Consider the following 15,623-nt stretch of genomic DNA (forward strand, 5'->3'; position numbering starts at 1 on the left):
CATGCCGTCACCGGTTCACGCCAACTTCAGCGCGGTCACTACCCCGATCACCGCTCCAGTCACCGCCCCCGCCGGGCAAAACCCCCAGGGCCTGGAACAGCGCCCCCAGGAGCCGACCCAACGCAGCGCCCATTCCTTGCGCCACATGGGCCAGCGGCTGATGCGCAACATCGGCCAACTGTCCCAGGACCTGCGGGCCCTGCCGCGCCCCTGGGGGCGCAGCCAGAACACGGCCCCGACGGGCAACCTGGCCCCGGCCACCGGCGCACCGCTACAGCGCGGGGCGGCGCCGGCGAGCGAGACGATCGAACTGCAGGAACACCCCAGCGAGGCCGCCGAGGCGTCCGGCTCCACCCCGCGCCTGAACCGCAGCAACGCCGGGCGCTTCGACAGCCACAGCGAACGCATCCAGCGCCAACCCACGCCCGAACCGCCCTCGGCGGGTATCCGCCTCGACGCCAAGGGCAAGCCCGAGTTCCAGCACTTCCAGCCGTCGGCGGTGGGCGACCTGCTGCAAAACGCATTGGGCCAGTCCGGCCAACGCTATCAGGCGCAACACAGCGCCGGCGACGGTCGGAACCATTTGCTGCTGGACCGCCAAGGCCACTTGCTGCACGTGAAACAGACCCCGACAGCCTTGGTCACGGTGCGCAGCAGCCGGGCCGAAGGGCCGGTGGCGGACAAAGCGGCGGCCGCGCCGGGCCTGACGCTTGAGGGCAACGCCGCCAAGGTCGGCGACGGCGCGCCGCTGCCCACCCTCGGGCGGGCGCAGTTGGGGCACCTCACCGGCATCCACGAGGACGACGCAGGCCAGACGCTGCGCCTGCACGACGGCAAACTGTATGAGCTCGACCGCGCCAGCGCGACCTGGCAGCAGCCGGCCACGGAGGCCGAGCCGGCGACGTTCAGCCAGCTCTCCCGGCAGGGCAACGGCCATCTCTACGGCCAGAGCGGCGACAACCTGGTGAACCTGACCGACCACGATGCCGTAACGCTCACGGTGGCGGACCTCAAGGCCTTCTCCGTGAACAACGAGGGCATCGCCGCCAGCCTGAGCGGCGAAAAGAGCCAGACCCTGCAGTTCACGCAACTCGCGGACCACACCGCCAAGTCCATGACCCTGGAGCTGAACGGCGGCTCGGCCGAACCCAAGCACATCGGCCTGACAGAGGACCGGCTGTTCGTCAGCGACACCGAAGGCCGGCTGTACAGCGTCGGGCGCGGAGAGATCGACGACGACGCGACCACCCTCAAGCTCCAGCCCGACCGCCGCTTCCAGCCGCCGGGCGAACCCCTGGGCGGCAGCCGTCAGGTCAGCGGTTTCCTCCCTGGCGACGACGGCAGCCTGCATGTGCTGGTCGGCGACAAGGCCGGGCACGCCCATTCCCATCCCCTGGACGAGCAACACCCTGCGCTGGAGCACGGCTGGAACCTCAGCGACGCACTGGTGCTGGACAACCGCCGCGGCCTGCCCGGCGCCGAGGCGCCGACACCGGCCGCCACGTTCGACCTGGAGCGTTCGGGCCGGATCGGCCTGAGCGACGGCCGCGTGCAGAGCTGGGATTCGGCCCGCCAGGACTGGAAGGACACCGGCATCAAGGACGTCACGCAGCTGCAACGGGGCACTGACAGCAAGGCCTACCTGCTGCAGGACGGCAAGCTGCACAAGCTGGACGTCAGCGCCAAGTTCGAGTCGGTGGCGGTCAGCGACGGCCATGCGCTCAACCGGCCGCCGCGCAGCACCGACGTGGCCCTGGGCGATGCGCTGCCGGGCCTGACCGACCGCCACATCACCGCATTCGCCATGCTCAACGACAAGCAGTTCGTGGCGCTGGACGACCACAACCGCTTCACCGCCCACCACAAGAACGGCGAAACCAGCGAACTCAGCCGCCTGGATCTCGAAGGCACGGTGGCCTCGCTGGCGCTCGACGAGAACCACAACCTGCATGCCCTGACCACCGAAGGCAAACTGTTCACCCTGGCCAAGGACGACTGGCAGGCGCCCCCGGACAACCCGCGTCCGCAGGCCAAATGGAAACCCGTGGCGCTGCCCGAGGGCAAGACGCTGGCCAGCATCCGCACCTCCGACGACAACCGCTTGAGCGCCACCCTGCACGGCAGCCAGGATCACTCGCAGGTACAGCTCAAGGGCAACGCCTGGCAACCGCTGACGCCGCGCCCCGCCGACCACAACGCCCTGGACAATCTGTTCGACCGGCTCAAGGGCGGCGTCAAGACCGCGAAGATCCCCGGCACCGGCCTCACGGCCCGGTTCAACTACAACCTGATGGGCCGCGGCGCGATGGAAACGGGCAACCAGGCCAGCGTCGGCGACTACTTCCGCGCGCACATCTTCAAGCCGACCCTGGAAATGCCGCGGCCGCTGAAGAACGTCGGCTATCACCTCCAGCACCGCTATCAGGGGCGCGAAGGCCTGAGGCCGCTCTACGCCTCCGAAGGCCGCGAGTTCAAGCGCCTGGAACTGCTGAGCGAGAAACCGCCGCGGACCGGCGCCGGCCAGGATCTGCAGTCGCGCATCGCCGCGCTGGGCTCCCGCCCCGGCCTGCAGGGCACCGGACTGGTCGAGGCGCTGGAAGCGTTCCGCAAGGAGCTGGAAGACAACAGCCTGCGCGCCACCCAGCACCTGGGCCGGCACGCCGGCAAGTCAACGCTGCTGCAGCAGAAGGAAGGCCTGCTCAACGTCCACGGCGAGCTGTCGGCGCCCTCCAAGCGCAGTCAGTTGAGCCTGAAGCTGGACCGGCTTTCGCAGAACTTCAATTTCGCCAGCTCCGGCCATGATTTCCTCAAGGAACTGAACGGCGCCCTCGCGCATCTGGCGCCCTCGGCGCAGAACCGCACCGGCGCCCTGCTCACGGAACTGCGCAACAACGGCTTGCGGGTGTCCCACCAGAAAGCCGACATCCCCCTCGGCCAACAGCGCGACGCCAGCGACAGCCTGGGCCTGATCAAAGCGCGTCTGGCGCTGGACGTGGGCACGATGGAAGAGTTCGACCAGGTGCTCAAAGGCGCCGAGAAACTGGCCGGGGCCTCCAACACCGAGGCCGGGGTCGAGGCCTTGAAAAAGGAACTGGGCGAACTGAAGGACAAGAAATACGGCGAGCATCCGCTCAAGCAGATCACCGACATGGGCTTCGCCGACCACGCCAGCCTGGAAGGCGCCTACGACGGCATCAAGGGCTTCCTCAACGGCTTCAAGAAGGAAGACCACGCCACCAGCGTCAGCCTGCGCGCCGCCACCGGCAGCAAGACCCAGCCGGAGATGGCGCAGACCCTCAAAGAGGCGCTCAAGCAACTGCATCACCCCGACGACGAGATCGCCGTGCAGCGCGGCTACGGCATGAGCGTGAGCACGCCGTTCGTGTCCCTGGCCAACAAGGGCCTGGGGCCGTGGCCCAGCGGCGCCGTCAGCGGCGCACGCAACTACAGCTTCAGCGCCGAACGCGGCGAGAAAGGCGTGACTGTCTACCTGCAGCGCGAAGGCTCGGGCACCGCCAGCGGGGGCGTCGGCGGCGGCAAAGACTATTGGCCGGGGTTCTTCAGGGGCGAAGACGCCGACCGTTTCACCAAGGTCGACATCGGCAACGACCGCCGCCTGACCCCGGCCCTGCGCCTGGGGGCGGACGTCACCGGCACCGCCGCCACCACCTGGCGAGACGGCGTGGTGTTCACGTTGCCCGACGAGGAAATCGATCCGTTCATCGACAAGCTGGTCGACGGCAAGCTCGATCCGCTGGAACTGATGAAGAAAGGCGTCGACCACGAAGCCCAGAAGAGCCTGCGCTTCAACTTCGACCTCAATGCCAGCGCCACCGCGGAATTCCGGGTGGGGTTCGGCCTGACCGACAAGGACAGCACGCCGCTGTCGGCGGCGGCGCGGGTCGGCGTGGGCGGCACGGTCAACGTCAACCTGCTCAACTACAGCAACTATTCGCTCGAGCAGCACAGCAACAAGGGCGAGCTGCAGGAAAGCAGCCGCAACCGGCCCCGCCTGCTCAACAACTTCGGCGTGTCGGGATTCGCCCGTGCCCAGTTCGCCGGCAGCCGCACCCCGGCCTCGGACGCCGCGACGCCCGCCAACCAGGGCATCACCGCCCCGCTGGGCGTCAGCGCCGGCGTTTCGGTGGACAACAAGACCAGCAAGCGGATCAAGTTCACCTTCAAGGAGGCAGAACCGCTGACCGCCGAGAACCTGGACAAGCTCGGCAAAAGCCTGGGCAAGGCGTTCAAGGATCCGGAATCGGAGCGGGTGCTGGGCCGCCTGGCCGACGCCGACGACGCGCAGTACGCAGGCCTGGACGCCACAGAGCGGCTGCAGCGCCACCTGGAGGGCTTGCAGGCGCACTTCGCCAGCAAGCCCAAGGACAACGACGAGCAATACGCCGCCCTGCGCGCCCTCACCCGCGCCGGCGTCCAGCACCAGGCGGCCGAGGCCCGGCACAGCCTGCTCGACAGCGGCCGGTTCGAATCGACCTACACCAACCTCTCGCGCATCGACGGCAAAAGCGCGGTCGCCAGTGTCATGGCGAAAATCAATCCCCACCATTCGCCGAGCAACGCCGAACGCATCACCGCGCTGATCGAGCGGGATCCGGACCTCAAGGCCTTGGTCAAGCAACTGCAAGCCACCCCCGGCACCCAGGCGCGGGTGCGCCTGGAACTGAAGGACGATGTGCAGGACCTCATCGACCAGCGCAGCCGCGACGGCACCCTCTCGCAGAAGGAACTCGGCGCGCTGCTGTCGGACCGCAACAACATGCGGATCAAGGCGATCACCGTGTCCCACAGCGTCAACCAACCGGAAAACTTCACCTCGCCGCTGCCGGTGCTGAGCTACAGCAGCAACGCGTCGGTCAACCTCAGCAAGGCGTTGGGCAAGATCAACTTCAGCTACGGCCAGGATCAGGACACGCCCAAGAGCTACTTCCTCGACGGCATGATCGCCAAGCCGGGCGAAGCGTTGAAGGCCACGCTCGGCGCGCTGAAACAGGAGGGCCTGCAACTCAAGGGCTGACGCCCGCCCCACGGCCCCGTCCGCCCGGGCGGGGCCTTTACCCCCGACAAGGAGTTCACATGGATCCTGCCTTCTACCCGCTCGACACCTTCCCGGCCCTGGCCGCCCTGGCCGACCGCTGGACGGTGATGCGCCAGGAACTGCTGGCGCTGCACGCGCCGCTGCTGGACATCGACCGCACCGACAAGCCCCACCAAGCAGTGCACGACGAAGTCAGCGCCCATCTGCGACAGGGCGGCACCTACGGCTGGCTCAAGGGCTGGGGCGAATCGGGCGGCAATCGCGACTGGGTGCAATACCCGCTGCTGTTCCGGGATGAGCCCATCGCCCCGGCGCTGGCGGCCCTGCCCCAGACCCTGGCCATGCTCGGCGAAGTCGGCGGACTCAAGGTCGCGGCGCTCGCACGGTTGGCGCCCCAGGCGTTCCTGCCTCGCCACCGGCACCCGGAGATCCGCGCCGAAGGCCTGTTGCAGATGCACTTGACCCTCGATGCCGCGCACGAGCGCAACGATGCCTACCTGAACGTGGCCGGCGAATTCCATCGGCACCGCTGCGGTGCGGCGGCGGTGTTCGACGGCTCGCTGGACCATTTCGTGGTCAACGCCAGCGAGGCGCCGCGCACCCTGCTCTATCTGGAGTTCGACCGGGCGCGCCTCGCACGCCCGACGTGAGGCGCGCCGCCGGGCGCACAAAAAGAAACGGGCGCATGATGCATGCGCCCGTTTTTTATTTGTCCGGGTATGTCAGTGCAAGACCCGACCCAGCCCCGAGCGGGTCTCGCGTACCTGGGCGACGAAGCCGCCGACCACGTCGCTGAAGCTGTCCTCGTCCAGCCGGGCCAGTTCGCGCTGGGTGCACAGCCGCACATCGCCCTTGTCCAGGGCCAGCCAGCAACCGCGCAAGGCCGCGATGTCGAAGTTCATGGTCAGCAGGCGTTGCAGGTTGTCCGGGCCTGGCCGCAAGGCGCCGAGCCGGCAGTGGATGATCACGTTTTCGCTGTGTTCGGGCCACTCGATGACGGCAGCCTGGATCTGTTCGCGGTCGTACAGCGCGCAGACGCCGTTCTGCCAGGTCAAGGGGGTGCCCAACCGATCGGCCAGATGGGCGATGAAACGCTGGATGGCCGGTGTGGAGTTCGCCATTTGTTTTTCCTCTTAAGTTGAATGGCCTTGGGGTTGGCCGTTTCGCAACTTGAGTGGAAAAACAATGGCGAATAGTTCCAGCCGGAACAAATATTCCGGACTCAGTGCTTCAATCCCGCCAACGACAGGAGTTGTCCGAGCAAGGCCTGTAGTTGTTCGCCCTGATCGTCGTTGTGCAGTTCATGCCAGACCACGAAAGTGTGCTGGCTATCGAGACATATGTAGTAACCCTCATAGGATTCGACATTGTCGAAACGCCGCTTGAGAGTCTCGGAAAACAGATCCGGGCGCTGGGCCTGGCGCTGGATGTTCAGGGAAAGTCCCCAGCCCAGGCTCTCCTGGCGGCAGACGAATTCGACGCCCGGAGCCCACTGCCAGACGCTTGCCCGCTTCTGGGCGATGCGCTGGAGGAAGTCCTGCTGATCGGTGCTTTGAAAAATCGTTTCAGTCATTCAGAGGCACCGTACTGTATTGGCCACCGCCGTCACGCAGTGCCGGGGACCACCAGACGTTCAACTCGGAGTTGTTGGCGTCAAGTTGCTGACAATTCCCTATGTGACAGGAAGTTTCAGGTACTGACGTACAAGCGCTCAATATAAGTAAACACAACCACGCAATACCGGCACGACACCACTTCATCTCTTCACCTTCCTTGTCGGACTCTACAGATTATCGCCTCAAAGCCTAGCTGCTTAAGGGCACCGCGACAGGCAAAAGCCATGTCCAGTTGATTGAGTCTTCTCTTATAACCCGCGCGAAAGCGGGGGCAACATCGATACCCGTGCCGGCGCCGCCGCAGGCGACGCTGTCGCTGCGGGCCGCAAGGCCACGAACACCTCCGTTGATTCACCAGGTTGCAACAGGAACCGCGGTGCGGCCGTCACTGCCAATGTCGCGCCGCCGGAACAGGCCTCGGGGTTGAAACGCTGCGGTTTGACACCGACGTTCTTGACCACGCCGACCGCCACCGAGTAGTCCGTTGCGCTGAACCACTGCATCCGCCCGCGGTCCAGCGCGAACGGGCCGTCCACTTTACACAGGTCGCCCAAGGCCACACCAGATGATGTTCGTTTGATATCACCGGGTATCCGCCCGCGCACCAGCTCGGCGAAGGTAGCGCCGATCGATGCCCGCAACACCGCAGGCCCCCCCGGTTGGCGGCCGGACGCCAGGGCCTGGCCCAGCTGCGCGCGGTTTTCGCTGGCCACGTAGCGGGCCGGGTCGACCTGATCGCCGATCAGGCGCGGGGTCAGGATGAACAGGCGCTCGCGGCGCGACAGCTCGCGGCGGGTCGAGGAAAACATCGGCCCGACCCACGGCAGCTTGCCCAGCACCGGCACGCGGTCGCTCTGGTCGCCCTGCTCGTCCACGTGGAAACCGCCGATCACCAGCGAACGGTTTTCGCTGATCACCGCCTGGGTGCTGACCGTGCCGCGCTTGACCGTCGGCGTCTGCTGGTCACGCTGCTGCTCCAACTGGCCGTCCTCGATGTCGACGATCAACTGGAAGCGGTTGTTCGGCCCGCCTCCGATGGTGCGCGGCACCACTTGCAGGCTGGTGCCGGCGGTGACCGGCTGGATCGTCGCCACCCGCTCGCCCGTGGCGGTGATGAACTGGGTGCGGCTGAAGTCGATCACCGCCGGCTGGTTCTCCAGGGTCAGCACCGAGGGCCGGGCGATCATCGAGGCCATGCCCTGCCCCTCCAGCGCCTGGATCTCGGCGAAGAACCGCTCGAAGTCGCTGATGAACAGCGTCGATGAACCGCTGTTGAGCAACGAACTGCCGAAGCCGACTTTGCCCGCCCTCGCCGACCAGCGCGACTCCAGGTTGGCCAGTTGGCTGCGGTCGATGTCGAGGATGATCGCGTCGATCTCCACCAGATTGCCCGGCAGGTCCAACTGCTCGATCAGTTGCTGGTAGGTGGCGCGCTTGTCCGGGTTGTCGTAGATCAGCACGGCGTTGTTGCGCACGTCGGCCGCCACCCGGCGCTGGCCTGCGGCGGACTGGGGCCGGTGGCCGCTGCGCCCGGCGGTGCGTTCGCTGGCCAAGTTGAGGATCTTGCCCCGGGCCATGTCCGCCATGCCTTGCAGGGCGTCGATGTTGGCCTTGGGATCCTGGGGCGACGGCTGCGTCGGGCGCTGGCTGTCGAGCATGTCCTCCAGGATGCTGGCCACGCCGGGGATGCGCAGGCTCTGGTCGCGGTAATTGACCTGGCGGTCGGCCACCGCCGCGTAGCGCAGGGGGAACATCATCACCTGCTGCTTTTCGTCGGGCTTGGCCTTCTCCTTGCTGAACCCGCGGATCAGCTCGACGTAGCGCACAGGACCGCTGACCAGCACCACGCCTTCGTCGGGCAGCTCGCCCCAGCCGAAACGCTTGTCCAGCAGGCCGATGTCGGTCAACGCCTGCTTCAGGTCCGGCGCGGCGTCGGCGGACACCTCCAGCCGCTGCGAGACCTGGGCCGACTGCGGACTGACGTACAGCTTGCCGTTGTAGACGAACCACTGGAACTGATGCTCCAGCGCCAAGCGGTCGAGGAATTCCTCGGCCGTCGCCGCCCGCAGCTTGGCGTCCACCGTGCCGCTGACGCCGCTCAGGCTCAGGCCCACACCATAGGCGTTGGCAAAATCCTTGAGCACGGTCTCCAGCGGCGTGCGCGAGGCCTCGTAGGCGTAGGCCGATTGCCGCCAGTCATCGGGCACCACGGCCAGCGCCGGGCAGGACGCGGCCAACAGCAGGGTCAGGCCGCACAGTCGCTTAAACATAGGTTCTTCCCAGAGGCAGAGGACGGTTCACAGGGCGGGGCAAAGAACGGGAAACCGCGGCGCTGCGTTCAAGCATCGCCTCCCACACGTCCCGTTGGTTGGCCAGCGATTCGATGGCGGCGATCAGCGCCGGGATGCCCTGCAACGGCAGGTAGCGCATCAGGCACAGGCGACGCTCGGCCGGATCCAGCGCCAGCGCCCCGCCGAATCGCCCGAGGCTGGGGCCGGACAGGCGCAGCGCCGCTTCAAGGCTGGCGTCGTCGCCGCGCCAGGCTGCGCTGAGCATGGCCAGGCACAGCACGCCGCCGGGCCGCCGTTGCAGGCGCAGCGGCGCGCCGTCGATCAGCAGCCCCAGTTCGCCGTCGCCGCCGTCCAGCCAGCGTTGCGCGGCGAGCGCCAGTTCAGCGGATTTCATTGATGATCGCCTTGGCCAGGTTGTGCTTGACCACGATTTCCTGGTTCGCCGCCCAGCTGGCGGTGGAGGACTGGCGGATCGCCGAGTTGAAGGCATGCCAGTCGTCCGGGGAAAACGCATCCATGTCCAGCGCCGCGGCGTCCAGATCCTGTTGCGCGTTTTCGAAGTTGTTGTCCAGGCGGCGGCGCAGTGCATCGGGAGAAAGCATGGTGAGGCTCCAGGTCGATAACTGCCCATTGAGTGGCACGTTCCCGACGTTGGTTCCCTGCCCGCCTGCGCTCATTGCGCCAGCTTCATGGCTGCGCGCTGTCCGGCAGCGGCCCGAGCGCGCTGCCCAGGGCCTGCCAGTCGATCGCGAAGTCGCCGTGCTCGGTGCGCAGGCACAGGCTGTCCGGCGCCTGCTGCGGATCGGCGCGCAGGCTCCACACGGCCTGGGCCTGCTGCAGGTGGTTCGCGGCCAGATCCAGCCGGTCAGGGTGGCAATGCAGCACGCCGGGTTCGTCCGCCGGCCGGGCAGCGCTCAGCTGCCGGCACAGGGCGGCGATCCGTGCCGCATCGCCCTGCTCGCCCAGCAGTCGCTGCCAGGCTTGGCCCAACAGCGATTCGGCGCTCTGGAGAATGGCGTCCCACATCTGTTGGCGTTGCGCCTGCCATTGGGCGAGCAGCGCATCGGCCTGCTGCCAGACCTCGGCCAAGGCTTGTTCCTGCGCCGCTTGGCGCAGGCGCTCGGCCTCTTCGCGGGCGTCGGCCAGCAACGTGTCGGCCTGGGCGCGGGCATGCGCCAGCAGTTGCCCGGCCAGCAGGCTGTCTTCGAAGACTTCTCGGCGCAGGACGGGGCCGTCAGGCAACGCCTGGGGATGGCTCAGGCTCAGTCGGCGACGGGTCAGCATGGGGAGATCCTTGTGTAGTGAACGTGAGGGCGTACCAGCCGACCGCCTGCCAGAGTGAGGCCAGCCGTGCGTGGGGCAACCCCTGGAGCGGCGCGTCTTCGATGGATGTGCAGGCGAACTCCAGGCGCAGGCGTTGCCACACCGGTTCGCCGACCCAGGCCCGCAGCAGCCTCAGGCCTTGGCTCTGCGTGTCGCCCTCGCGCCAGCGGGCCGGCAGCCAATGGCCCGGCTGCAGCGCCCGGCCCAGGCGGCGGCACCAGCGCAGCCCCGCGTCATCGAGCCCCGGCGGCGGTTCGCCCTGGCTGCCGGCGCAGACCGCCACCGCCAGGCTCAGCACCTTCGCCCACTGCTGCGCGTCCAGCACCAGCAACGGCAACAGTCCGCCGTTGGGCGGCGCGGGCCGCGTGGCGCCCATGCCCGCATGACGGGCCCGCCACTCAGCCGGCCATGGGGTGTTCGATGGCGGAGCGGCGTCGGCCCACCAGCGCACCCAGGCAAGCGCCTGCGGCGGCGTGACCTCCTGGGGCTTCATGCCGGCCCGGACGGCGCGTTCTTGCCGCCGCCTGCCGCGTTGCCCAGGCGTTGGCGCCAGTGCGGATTGAGGGCGAACAGGCCGGCGACCAGCAGCACGCCGGCCACCGCGCACAGCCCCAGCAGCCATTGCCAGAACCGCCAGCGCTCGCGGGTCAGGGTGAACGGACCGACCGTCACCGTCTCCACGGTCTCGCGGTAACCCTGGGCCGGCACGAACACCACCGCGAGCTTCTTGTCGTCGGCGCCGCCGATCCCCGGAATGCTGCTGGCCACCATGCGTCGGATGCGCGGCAGCACGCTGTCCGGATCCAGCTCGGCGCGGTGCTTGATGAACACCGCCGCCGACGCCGGCTGCACCGGCTCGCCCGGCGCGATGCGTTCGGGCAGCACCACGTGCACCCGCGCCACCACCACGCCGTCGATCTGCGACAGGGTCTGCTCAAGTTCCTGGGACAGCGCATAGAGATAGCGCGCCCGTTCTTCCAGGGGCGATGAGATCACCCCTTCCTTGCGGAACACCTCGCCCAGGCTCGAACGCGAGCGCCGGGGCAAACCCACCGCCTCCAGCGCCCGCACCGCCCGGGAAATGTCGCGGTTGGCCACCAGCACCGCCACGCCGTTCTTGTCCAGACGCTTCTGCGCGTCGATGTCCTTGCCGGCCAGTTCCGCCAGCACTTCGTTGGCGTCCTGTTCAGAGAGGTCGCGGTGCAGTTCCATGCGCTCGCCGCAACCGGCCAGCAGCAGAACCGTCAGCACCGCCGCGAGCGGCCCGAATACCTTGGGATGCATGGCTGCGCCTCATTGAAGACTGGTGAGTTTTTCCACGCTCTGGGCGGCCTTGCTCACCAGTTTGGCGCTGAGCAGGCTTTGCAGATAAAACGACGACAGCGAACGGTTGGCCTGCAGCGCCTGCTGCGGGTCCACCGAGCGCGCGGCGCGCTGCAGTTCGCGGGTCGCCTTGTCGGCGTCTTTGTGCAACGCCGTCGAGGCCTGGGAAATCGCCGACACCGACGGTTCGTTGCCGGCGGCGCGCATCGCCGCCTGCTGCATCTGCGCATTGAACCAGGCGATGTCCGCCTCGGCAGGCGGCCTGGCCGGCAATGCCTCGGGCGCGGCTGCACCCGAATGCCCGGTTGTTACCCCTGTAATCGCCATTCACGCTCTCCTGCCAGGACGAAGGTTTACATTCAGCCGAAGAGGCTGCCGGTGCTTTGCTGCGTCAGCACCGAGAGCACGTTGCCGGCGGTGATCCGGGCATCGGTCTGCAGCGTGTTGCCGGCGCCGCCGTTGAGGAAGTTCTGCTCGGCGTTGGGGAACAGTCCGCCCATCGAGTGGCCCTGGGCACTGCCCTTGACCTCGCCCTTGATCATGTCGATCGCCTTCTGGAACTGCTTGCTCTCATCGCGGGACATGTATTGATCGCCCTCGGACAGCTCGCCCATCCAGTCCTTGGATTTGCCGTCCGGCTTGCCGAACTCTTCAGGGTGCATGTCCATGAAGCGTGCGATTTCCTTGAGCACGTCCTTGTCATCGTTGGAGAACGCCATCTCGCCGCGGGCATCGCGGGCCGGGTTGCCGGTGGGCTTGAGCAGGTTGTCGAGCTTCTCCTCGCCCAGGCTGCCCAGCAGCGACGACAGCAGGTCCTGCACGCCGCCACCGCCGCCGATGCCGCCGGGCATGGGGTTCCAGCCGCCCCCGCCGTTTCCGCCTGGCATCGGGTTCCAGCCTCCGCCGCCGTTGCCGCCCGGCATCGGGTTCCAGCCGCCGCCGTTGCCGCCGCCGAACTGGCCGCCGTTCTGCAGGCCGCCGCCCAGCATGTCCTTGATCATGCCTTCGAGGCCTTTGGTGAACGCCGCCTTCTCTTCGCTGTTGAGGTAGTTGTCCTCGGTCAGCTCGTCGCGCCAGCTGCGCACCTTGCCGTTGGCGTCGTCGGGCTTGCCGAACTTGCCGGGGTTCTTGTCCATGTAGTCGGCGATCATGCCCAGCAACGGGTTTTTCGCGTCGCGGATGTTGGCGCCGCTGCCGGATTTCTCGAACAGCGCCTGGCTCAACAGCTCGGCGATCTGCCCGGCGCTGTTGCCCGAGCCGCCCTGGGACCCGCCCATGCCCGGCAGGCTGAAGCCGCCCTGGAACGAGCCGCCTGGAGGGAGTGTCAACGCAGTGGAAAACATAAGGTGCTCCTTGCCTGGATTGCCCAAGTCACGGCCCTTCCGGCCAAGGCCGGAAGGGCCTGTGACCACTTAGTAGTTGATCGCCTTGCCGGTCTGCTGGGCGGCGTTCTGCGCCTTGGTGGCGGAGTCCTGGTAGGCGCTGGCGATACCGTTGACGGTATCGGTCATCATCTTGTTGGACTGAGCCTGGGCGTTCATGGTGGTGGTGGCTGCTGCAGTGGCGTCCATTTGTTGCATGGCAGCCATCGAAGCGCCAAGGGATGCGGTACCGGCCATAGTGTCTACTCCTGATAATCGATTGTTGTTTGAGCACCGGATGGTGTTCGAACAATGAGTGGTCGATTCTCGGCAGCGGTTCCATGGCGAACGCGAATTGGCCGGTGCGGCAGGTTCCGGGCGTCGGGGGACGGACCGCGGGCGTCAGAGTTCCGGGGAGTCGATGCTCAGGCTTTTCATGCGGTGATAGAGGGTTCGGCGCGGAATGCCCAGCTCGCTGACCACCGAGTCGATGCATTTGGCGTGGCGCGACAGGCAATCCATGATCAGGGTCTTTTCGAACAGGCGCAGGTGGCTCTTGAGCGGTGCGGCCTGCCGGCACGGGGGCGAAGGATCGTCGGTCTGCAAGGCCGGCATGCCCAGCACGAAGCGCTCGGCGGCGCACTTGAGTTCACGGATGTTGCCCGGCCAGCGGTGGTTGAGCAGGCACTTGAGCAGGTGCGGGTCAGGGGCCGGCATCGGCTGGCGGTGGCGTTCGGCGGCCTCGCAGACGAAGCGCTGGAACAGCGGCTGGATGTTTTGCAGGCGCGAACGCAGGGTCGGCAGCTGGATCTTGATCACATTGAGGCGAAAGAACAGGTCGCGGCGGAACTTGCCCTCGTCCACCAGTTTCTCCAGCGGCGTCTGGGTGGCGACGATCACCCGCAGGTCCAGCGGCACGAAACGGGTCGAGCCCAGGCGTTCGATGCCGCGCATCTCCAGCACCCGCAGCAGCTTGGCCTGCAGCAGCAAGGGCATGCTGTCGATCTCATCGAGGTAGAGGGTGCCGCGGTCGGACGCTTCGATGTAGCCGGCCCGGGACTTGGAGGCGCCGGTGTAGGCCCCGGCCATGACCCCGAACAGTTCGCTCTCGGCCAGCTGTTCCGGCACCGCCGCGCAGTTGAGGGCCACCAACTGACCTTCGCGTCCGGACAGTTCGTGGATGCGCCGGGCCAGGGTGTCCTTGCCGGTGCCGGTCTCCCCCTCCAGCACCATGTCGACCTTCAACGGTGCGGCCTTTCTGATAAACGCTTGCAAGGTGCCCACTGTGTCGAGAACTTCATGTTCCCATTGCACGGAGTGGTTGTTCGAAAAGCCCCCAGTCATCTTGTTCCCTCACGATGATGATCACTTCTGTCGGGATCGAGGAATACAGAAACGCCGCGCCTTCTTTCAATCCGAGCATCGGAAGGTCGATGGACGTCAGAAACTCAAGCGTATGCCTGCGACACCATTGTTTTTGTTCAGGGCGATATTGATAGCAGCAGATTTCCATCACCAGCCTGCGTTCATTCCCCCGATGGTTCAGTGCGATTTCCAAGGCCGGACGCCGCTGCGGGTGCGCCGGCCGCTCTCCTGCGGCAAGGCCGCAGTCTAGCGTCGCACAGGTGCGGGGCGAAATTGAAATTCGCCGCAAAGGCCATAGAAACGCTCAATTCCGGAACCGCGCCTCATGGCCGTCGCAAGGCGGCCCTCACCCCCTCGGCCATCGACTGCGCCTCTTCGCGCAGCGCCTGGCAGAACGCATCGGCGCTGACCGACGCCGGTCGGTGCTCCGGCCGGATCAGCATGACCCGGTACGGCAGCGACACCGCCAGCGGACGCATCACCAGGTCGCGCCCCGCCTCCGTCAATGCGGTCAGCGGGTTGATGATCGCCACCCCCAGGCCCTGCCTGACCATGGCGCAGACCGATGCGGCGTTGTCCGTTTCGATCACCGTGCGCCGGTCGACCTGCGCCTGGCGGAAACACTCGTCCAGGCGCTGGCGGTAAACGTCCAGGCTGGACAGGTTGATGAAGTCGACCCGGTGAAAGTCCGCCAGCGACAGCACCGGTTTGGCCAAAAGCGGATGCCCCGGCGCCAGGACGCAAATCATGTCTGCGCTGAACAGCGGCTCGCCCCGGGTGCCGCGCGGCACTTGCTCGACTTCGGTCAGGCCCAGATCGTGCTGCTGGGTGACCAGCGACTCTTCGAGCATCGGCGACTCCTGCGCCACGATGCTCACGCTGACGCCCGGTCGGGAGCGGTAGAAGCGCCGGCACACCCGGGGCAGCAGGGTCTGGGAAAACAGCGGCAAACAGGTCAGGGCCAGCCGGCCGTGCTCGAAATTGCGGATCGACTGCGCGCAGCGCTCGATGCGCTCAAGCCCTACATAACTGCGCTCGACCTCATCGAACAGCATCAGGGCCTGGTCCGTCGGCAGCAGGCGCCCGCCGGCGCGCTCGAACAGGCGCAGTCCGGAGACTTGTTCGAGCCGGGCCAGTTCGCGGCTGACCGTCGGCTGCGAGGTGAACAGCAACCGCGCCGCGCCCGTGACGCTGCCGGCCTGCATGATGGAACGGAACACTTCGATCTGACGCAGCGAGATCTTCACTGGGATTTTCCGGTGACAACAAGAAGGCCATATCAGATATG

15 protein-coding genes and 1 pseudogene are annotated in these 15,623 nt (G+C 66.9%); 2 read left to right on the forward strand and 14 right to left on the reverse strand.

The annotated features are described in order from the left end of the window. Position 1: 1 nt before the first annotated feature. Both CAG31_RS18290 and CAG31_RS18295 read left to right on the forward strand, forming a co-directional pair. The gene (locus CAG31_RS18290; RefSeq protein ID WP_085583691.1) at positions 2–5,035 is read left to right on the forward strand and encodes an AvrE-family type 3 secretion system effector; all 5,034 of its coding nucleotides are present in this window, start codon (positions 2–4) and stop codon (positions 5,033–5,035) included. Between the two features lie 59 nt (positions 5,036–5,094). Continuing rightward, positions 5,095–5,706 carry an aspartyl/asparaginyl beta-hydroxylase domain-containing protein gene (locus CAG31_RS18295; RefSeq protein ID WP_085583694.1) on the forward strand — a complete coding sequence of 204 codons (612 nt, stop codon included), beginning with the start codon at positions 5,095–5,097 and terminating at the stop codon, positions 5,704–5,706. A 72-nt stretch (positions 5,707–5,778) separates the two neighbouring features. Here the strand turns inward: CAG31_RS18295 and CAG31_RS18300 are convergent, their stop codons facing one another. The 14 genes and pseudogenes from CAG31_RS18300 to CAG31_RS18360 all read right to left on the reverse strand — a co-directional run bounded on the left by CAG31_RS18300 (position 5,779) and on the right by CAG31_RS18360 (position 15,582). Continuing rightward, on the reverse strand, positions 5,779–6,177 hold the full coding sequence (locus CAG31_RS18300) for a type III secretion system chaperone (RefSeq protein WP_085583696.1): 399 nt from the start codon (positions 6,175–6,177) through the stop codon (positions 5,779–5,781). A gap of 101 nt (positions 6,178–6,278) precedes the next feature. Continuing rightward, a complete protein-coding gene (locus tag CAG31_RS18305; protein WP_085583698.1) occupies positions 6,279–6,629 on the reverse strand; it encodes a negative regulator of hrp expression HrpV in 351 nt (116 codons plus the stop codon). Positions 6,630–6,920: 291 nt separating this feature from the next. Continuing rightward, on the reverse strand, positions 6,921–8,942 hold the full coding sequence (gene sctC, locus CAG31_RS18310; RefSeq protein ID WP_085583700.1) for a type III secretion system outer membrane ring subunit SctC: 2,022 nt from the start codon (positions 8,940–8,942) through the stop codon (positions 6,921–6,923). Next, a complete protein-coding gene (locus tag CAG31_RS18315; RefSeq protein ID WP_085583702.1) occupies positions 8,935–9,357 on the reverse strand; it encodes a type III secretion system chaperone in 423 nt (140 codons plus the stop codon). The genes sctC and CAG31_RS18315 overlap by 8 nt, the downstream gene beginning before the upstream one ends. Next, on the reverse strand, positions 9,344–9,565 hold the full coding sequence (locus CAG31_RS18320) for a serine kinase (protein ID WP_085583704.1): 222 nt from the start codon (positions 9,563–9,565) through the stop codon (positions 9,344–9,346). The genes CAG31_RS18315 and CAG31_RS18320 overlap by 14 nt, the downstream gene beginning before the upstream one ends. A gap of 85 nt (positions 9,566–9,650) precedes the next feature. Then, positions 9,651–10,247, reverse strand: coding sequence for a type III secretion system stator protein SctL (sctL, locus tag CAG31_RS18325; protein ID WP_085583706.1), 597 nt, complete (start codon positions 10,245–10,247; stop codon positions 9,651–9,653). Beyond that, positions 10,198–10,779 carry a hypothetical protein gene (locus tag CAG31_RS18330; protein ID WP_085583709.1) on the reverse strand — a complete coding sequence of 194 codons (582 nt, stop codon included), beginning with the start codon at positions 10,777–10,779 and terminating at the stop codon, positions 10,198–10,200. Before CAG31_RS18330 ends, sctL begins: the two co-directional genes overlap by 50 nt. Continuing rightward, positions 10,776–11,570 carry a type III secretion system inner membrane ring lipoprotein SctJ gene (gene sctJ, locus CAG31_RS18335; protein WP_085583711.1) on the reverse strand — a complete coding sequence of 265 codons (795 nt, stop codon included), beginning with the start codon at positions 11,568–11,570 and terminating at the stop codon, positions 10,776–10,778. The genes CAG31_RS18330 and sctJ overlap by 4 nt, the downstream gene beginning before the upstream one ends. 9 nt (positions 11,571–11,579) lie before the next feature. Beyond that, a complete protein-coding gene (sctI, locus tag CAG31_RS18340; RefSeq protein ID WP_085583713.1) occupies positions 11,580–11,936 on the reverse strand; it encodes a type III secretion system inner rod subunit SctI in 357 nt (118 codons plus the stop codon). A gap of 32 nt (positions 11,937–11,968) precedes the next feature. Beyond that, a complete protein-coding gene (locus tag CAG31_RS18345) occupies positions 11,969–12,952 on the reverse strand; it encodes a DNA-binding protein (protein WP_085583715.1) in 984 nt (327 codons plus the stop codon). A 69-nt stretch (positions 12,953–13,021) separates the two neighbouring features. Continuing rightward, positions 13,022–13,282 (reverse strand): annotated as a pseudogene (locus CAG31_RS18350) (hypothetical protein); the annotation flags it as partial. Between the two features lie 90 nt (positions 13,283–13,372). Then, entirely contained in the window at positions 13,373–14,314 is a 942-nt protein-coding gene (locus tag CAG31_RS18355) for a sigma 54-interacting transcriptional regulator (protein ID WP_085583719.1), read from the reverse strand. Beyond that, a complete protein-coding gene (locus CAG31_RS28235; RefSeq protein ID WP_139831397.1) occupies positions 14,268–14,528 on the reverse strand; it encodes a hypothetical protein in 261 nt (86 codons plus the stop codon). The genes CAG31_RS18355 and CAG31_RS28235 overlap by 47 nt, the downstream gene beginning before the upstream one ends. A 130-nt stretch (positions 14,529–14,658) precedes the next feature. Beyond that, on the reverse strand, positions 14,659–15,582 hold the full coding sequence (locus CAG31_RS18360) for a LysR family transcriptional regulator (protein WP_085583721.1): 924 nt from the start codon (positions 15,580–15,582) through the stop codon (positions 14,659–14,661). Between the last annotated feature and the right edge of the window lie 41 nt (positions 15,583–15,623).

The organism is Pseudomonas sp. R25(2017) (assembly GCF_002112565.1).
Lineage (GTDB): Bacteria > Pseudomonadota > Gammaproteobacteria > Pseudomonadales > Pseudomonadaceae > Aquipseudomonas > Aquipseudomonas ekonensis.

Bases quoted from the DNA above. Each gene is read 5' to 3' on its own strand.
- CAG31_RS18290 (WP_085583691.1), top strand. From the start codon at position 2: ATGCCGTCACCGGTTCACGCCAACTTCAGCGCGGTCACTACCCCGATC.
- CAG31_RS18315 (WP_085583702.1), bottom strand. From the start codon at position 9,357: ATGAAATCCGCTGAACTGGCGCTCGCCGCGCAACGCTGGCTGGACGGC.
- CAG31_RS18300 (WP_085583696.1), bottom strand. From the start codon at position 6,177: ATGGCGAACTCCACACCGGCCATCCAGCGTTTCATCGCCCATCTGGCC.
- sctL (WP_085583706.1), bottom strand. From the start codon at position 10,247: ATGCTGACCCGTCGCCGACTGAGCCTGAGCCATCCCCAGGCGTTGCCT.
- CAG31_RS18320 (WP_085583704.1), bottom strand. From the start codon at position 9,565: ATGCTTTCTCCCGATGCACTGCGCCGCCGCCTGGACAACAACTTCGAA.
- CAG31_RS18355 (WP_085583719.1), bottom strand. From the start codon at position 14,314: ATGACTGGGGGCTTTTCGAACAACCACTCCGTGCAATGGGAACATGAA.
- sctI (WP_085583713.1), bottom strand. From the start codon at position 11,936: ATGGCGATTACAGGGGTAACAACCGGGCATTCGGGTGCAGCCGCGCCC.
- sctC (WP_085583700.1), bottom strand. From the start codon at position 8,942: ATGTTTAAGCGACTGTGCGGCCTGACCCTGCTGTTGGCCGCGTCCTGC.
- CAG31_RS18330 (WP_085583709.1), bottom strand. From the start codon at position 10,779: ATGAAGCCCCAGGAGGTCACGCCGCCGCAGGCGCTTGCCTGGGTGCGC.
- CAG31_RS18295 (WP_085583694.1), top strand. From the start codon at position 5,095: ATGGATCCTGCCTTCTACCCGCTCGACACCTTCCCGGCCCTGGCCGCC.
- sctJ (WP_085583711.1), bottom strand. From the start codon at position 11,570: ATGCATCCCAAGGTATTCGGGCCGCTCGCGGCGGTGCTGACGGTTCTG.
- CAG31_RS18345 (WP_085583715.1), bottom strand. From the start codon at position 12,952: ATGTTTTCCACTGCGTTGACACTCCCTCCAGGCGGCTCGTTCCAGGGC.
- CAG31_RS18305 (WP_085583698.1), bottom strand. From the start codon at position 6,629: ATGACTGAAACGATTTTTCAAAGCACCGATCAGCAGGACTTCCTCCAG.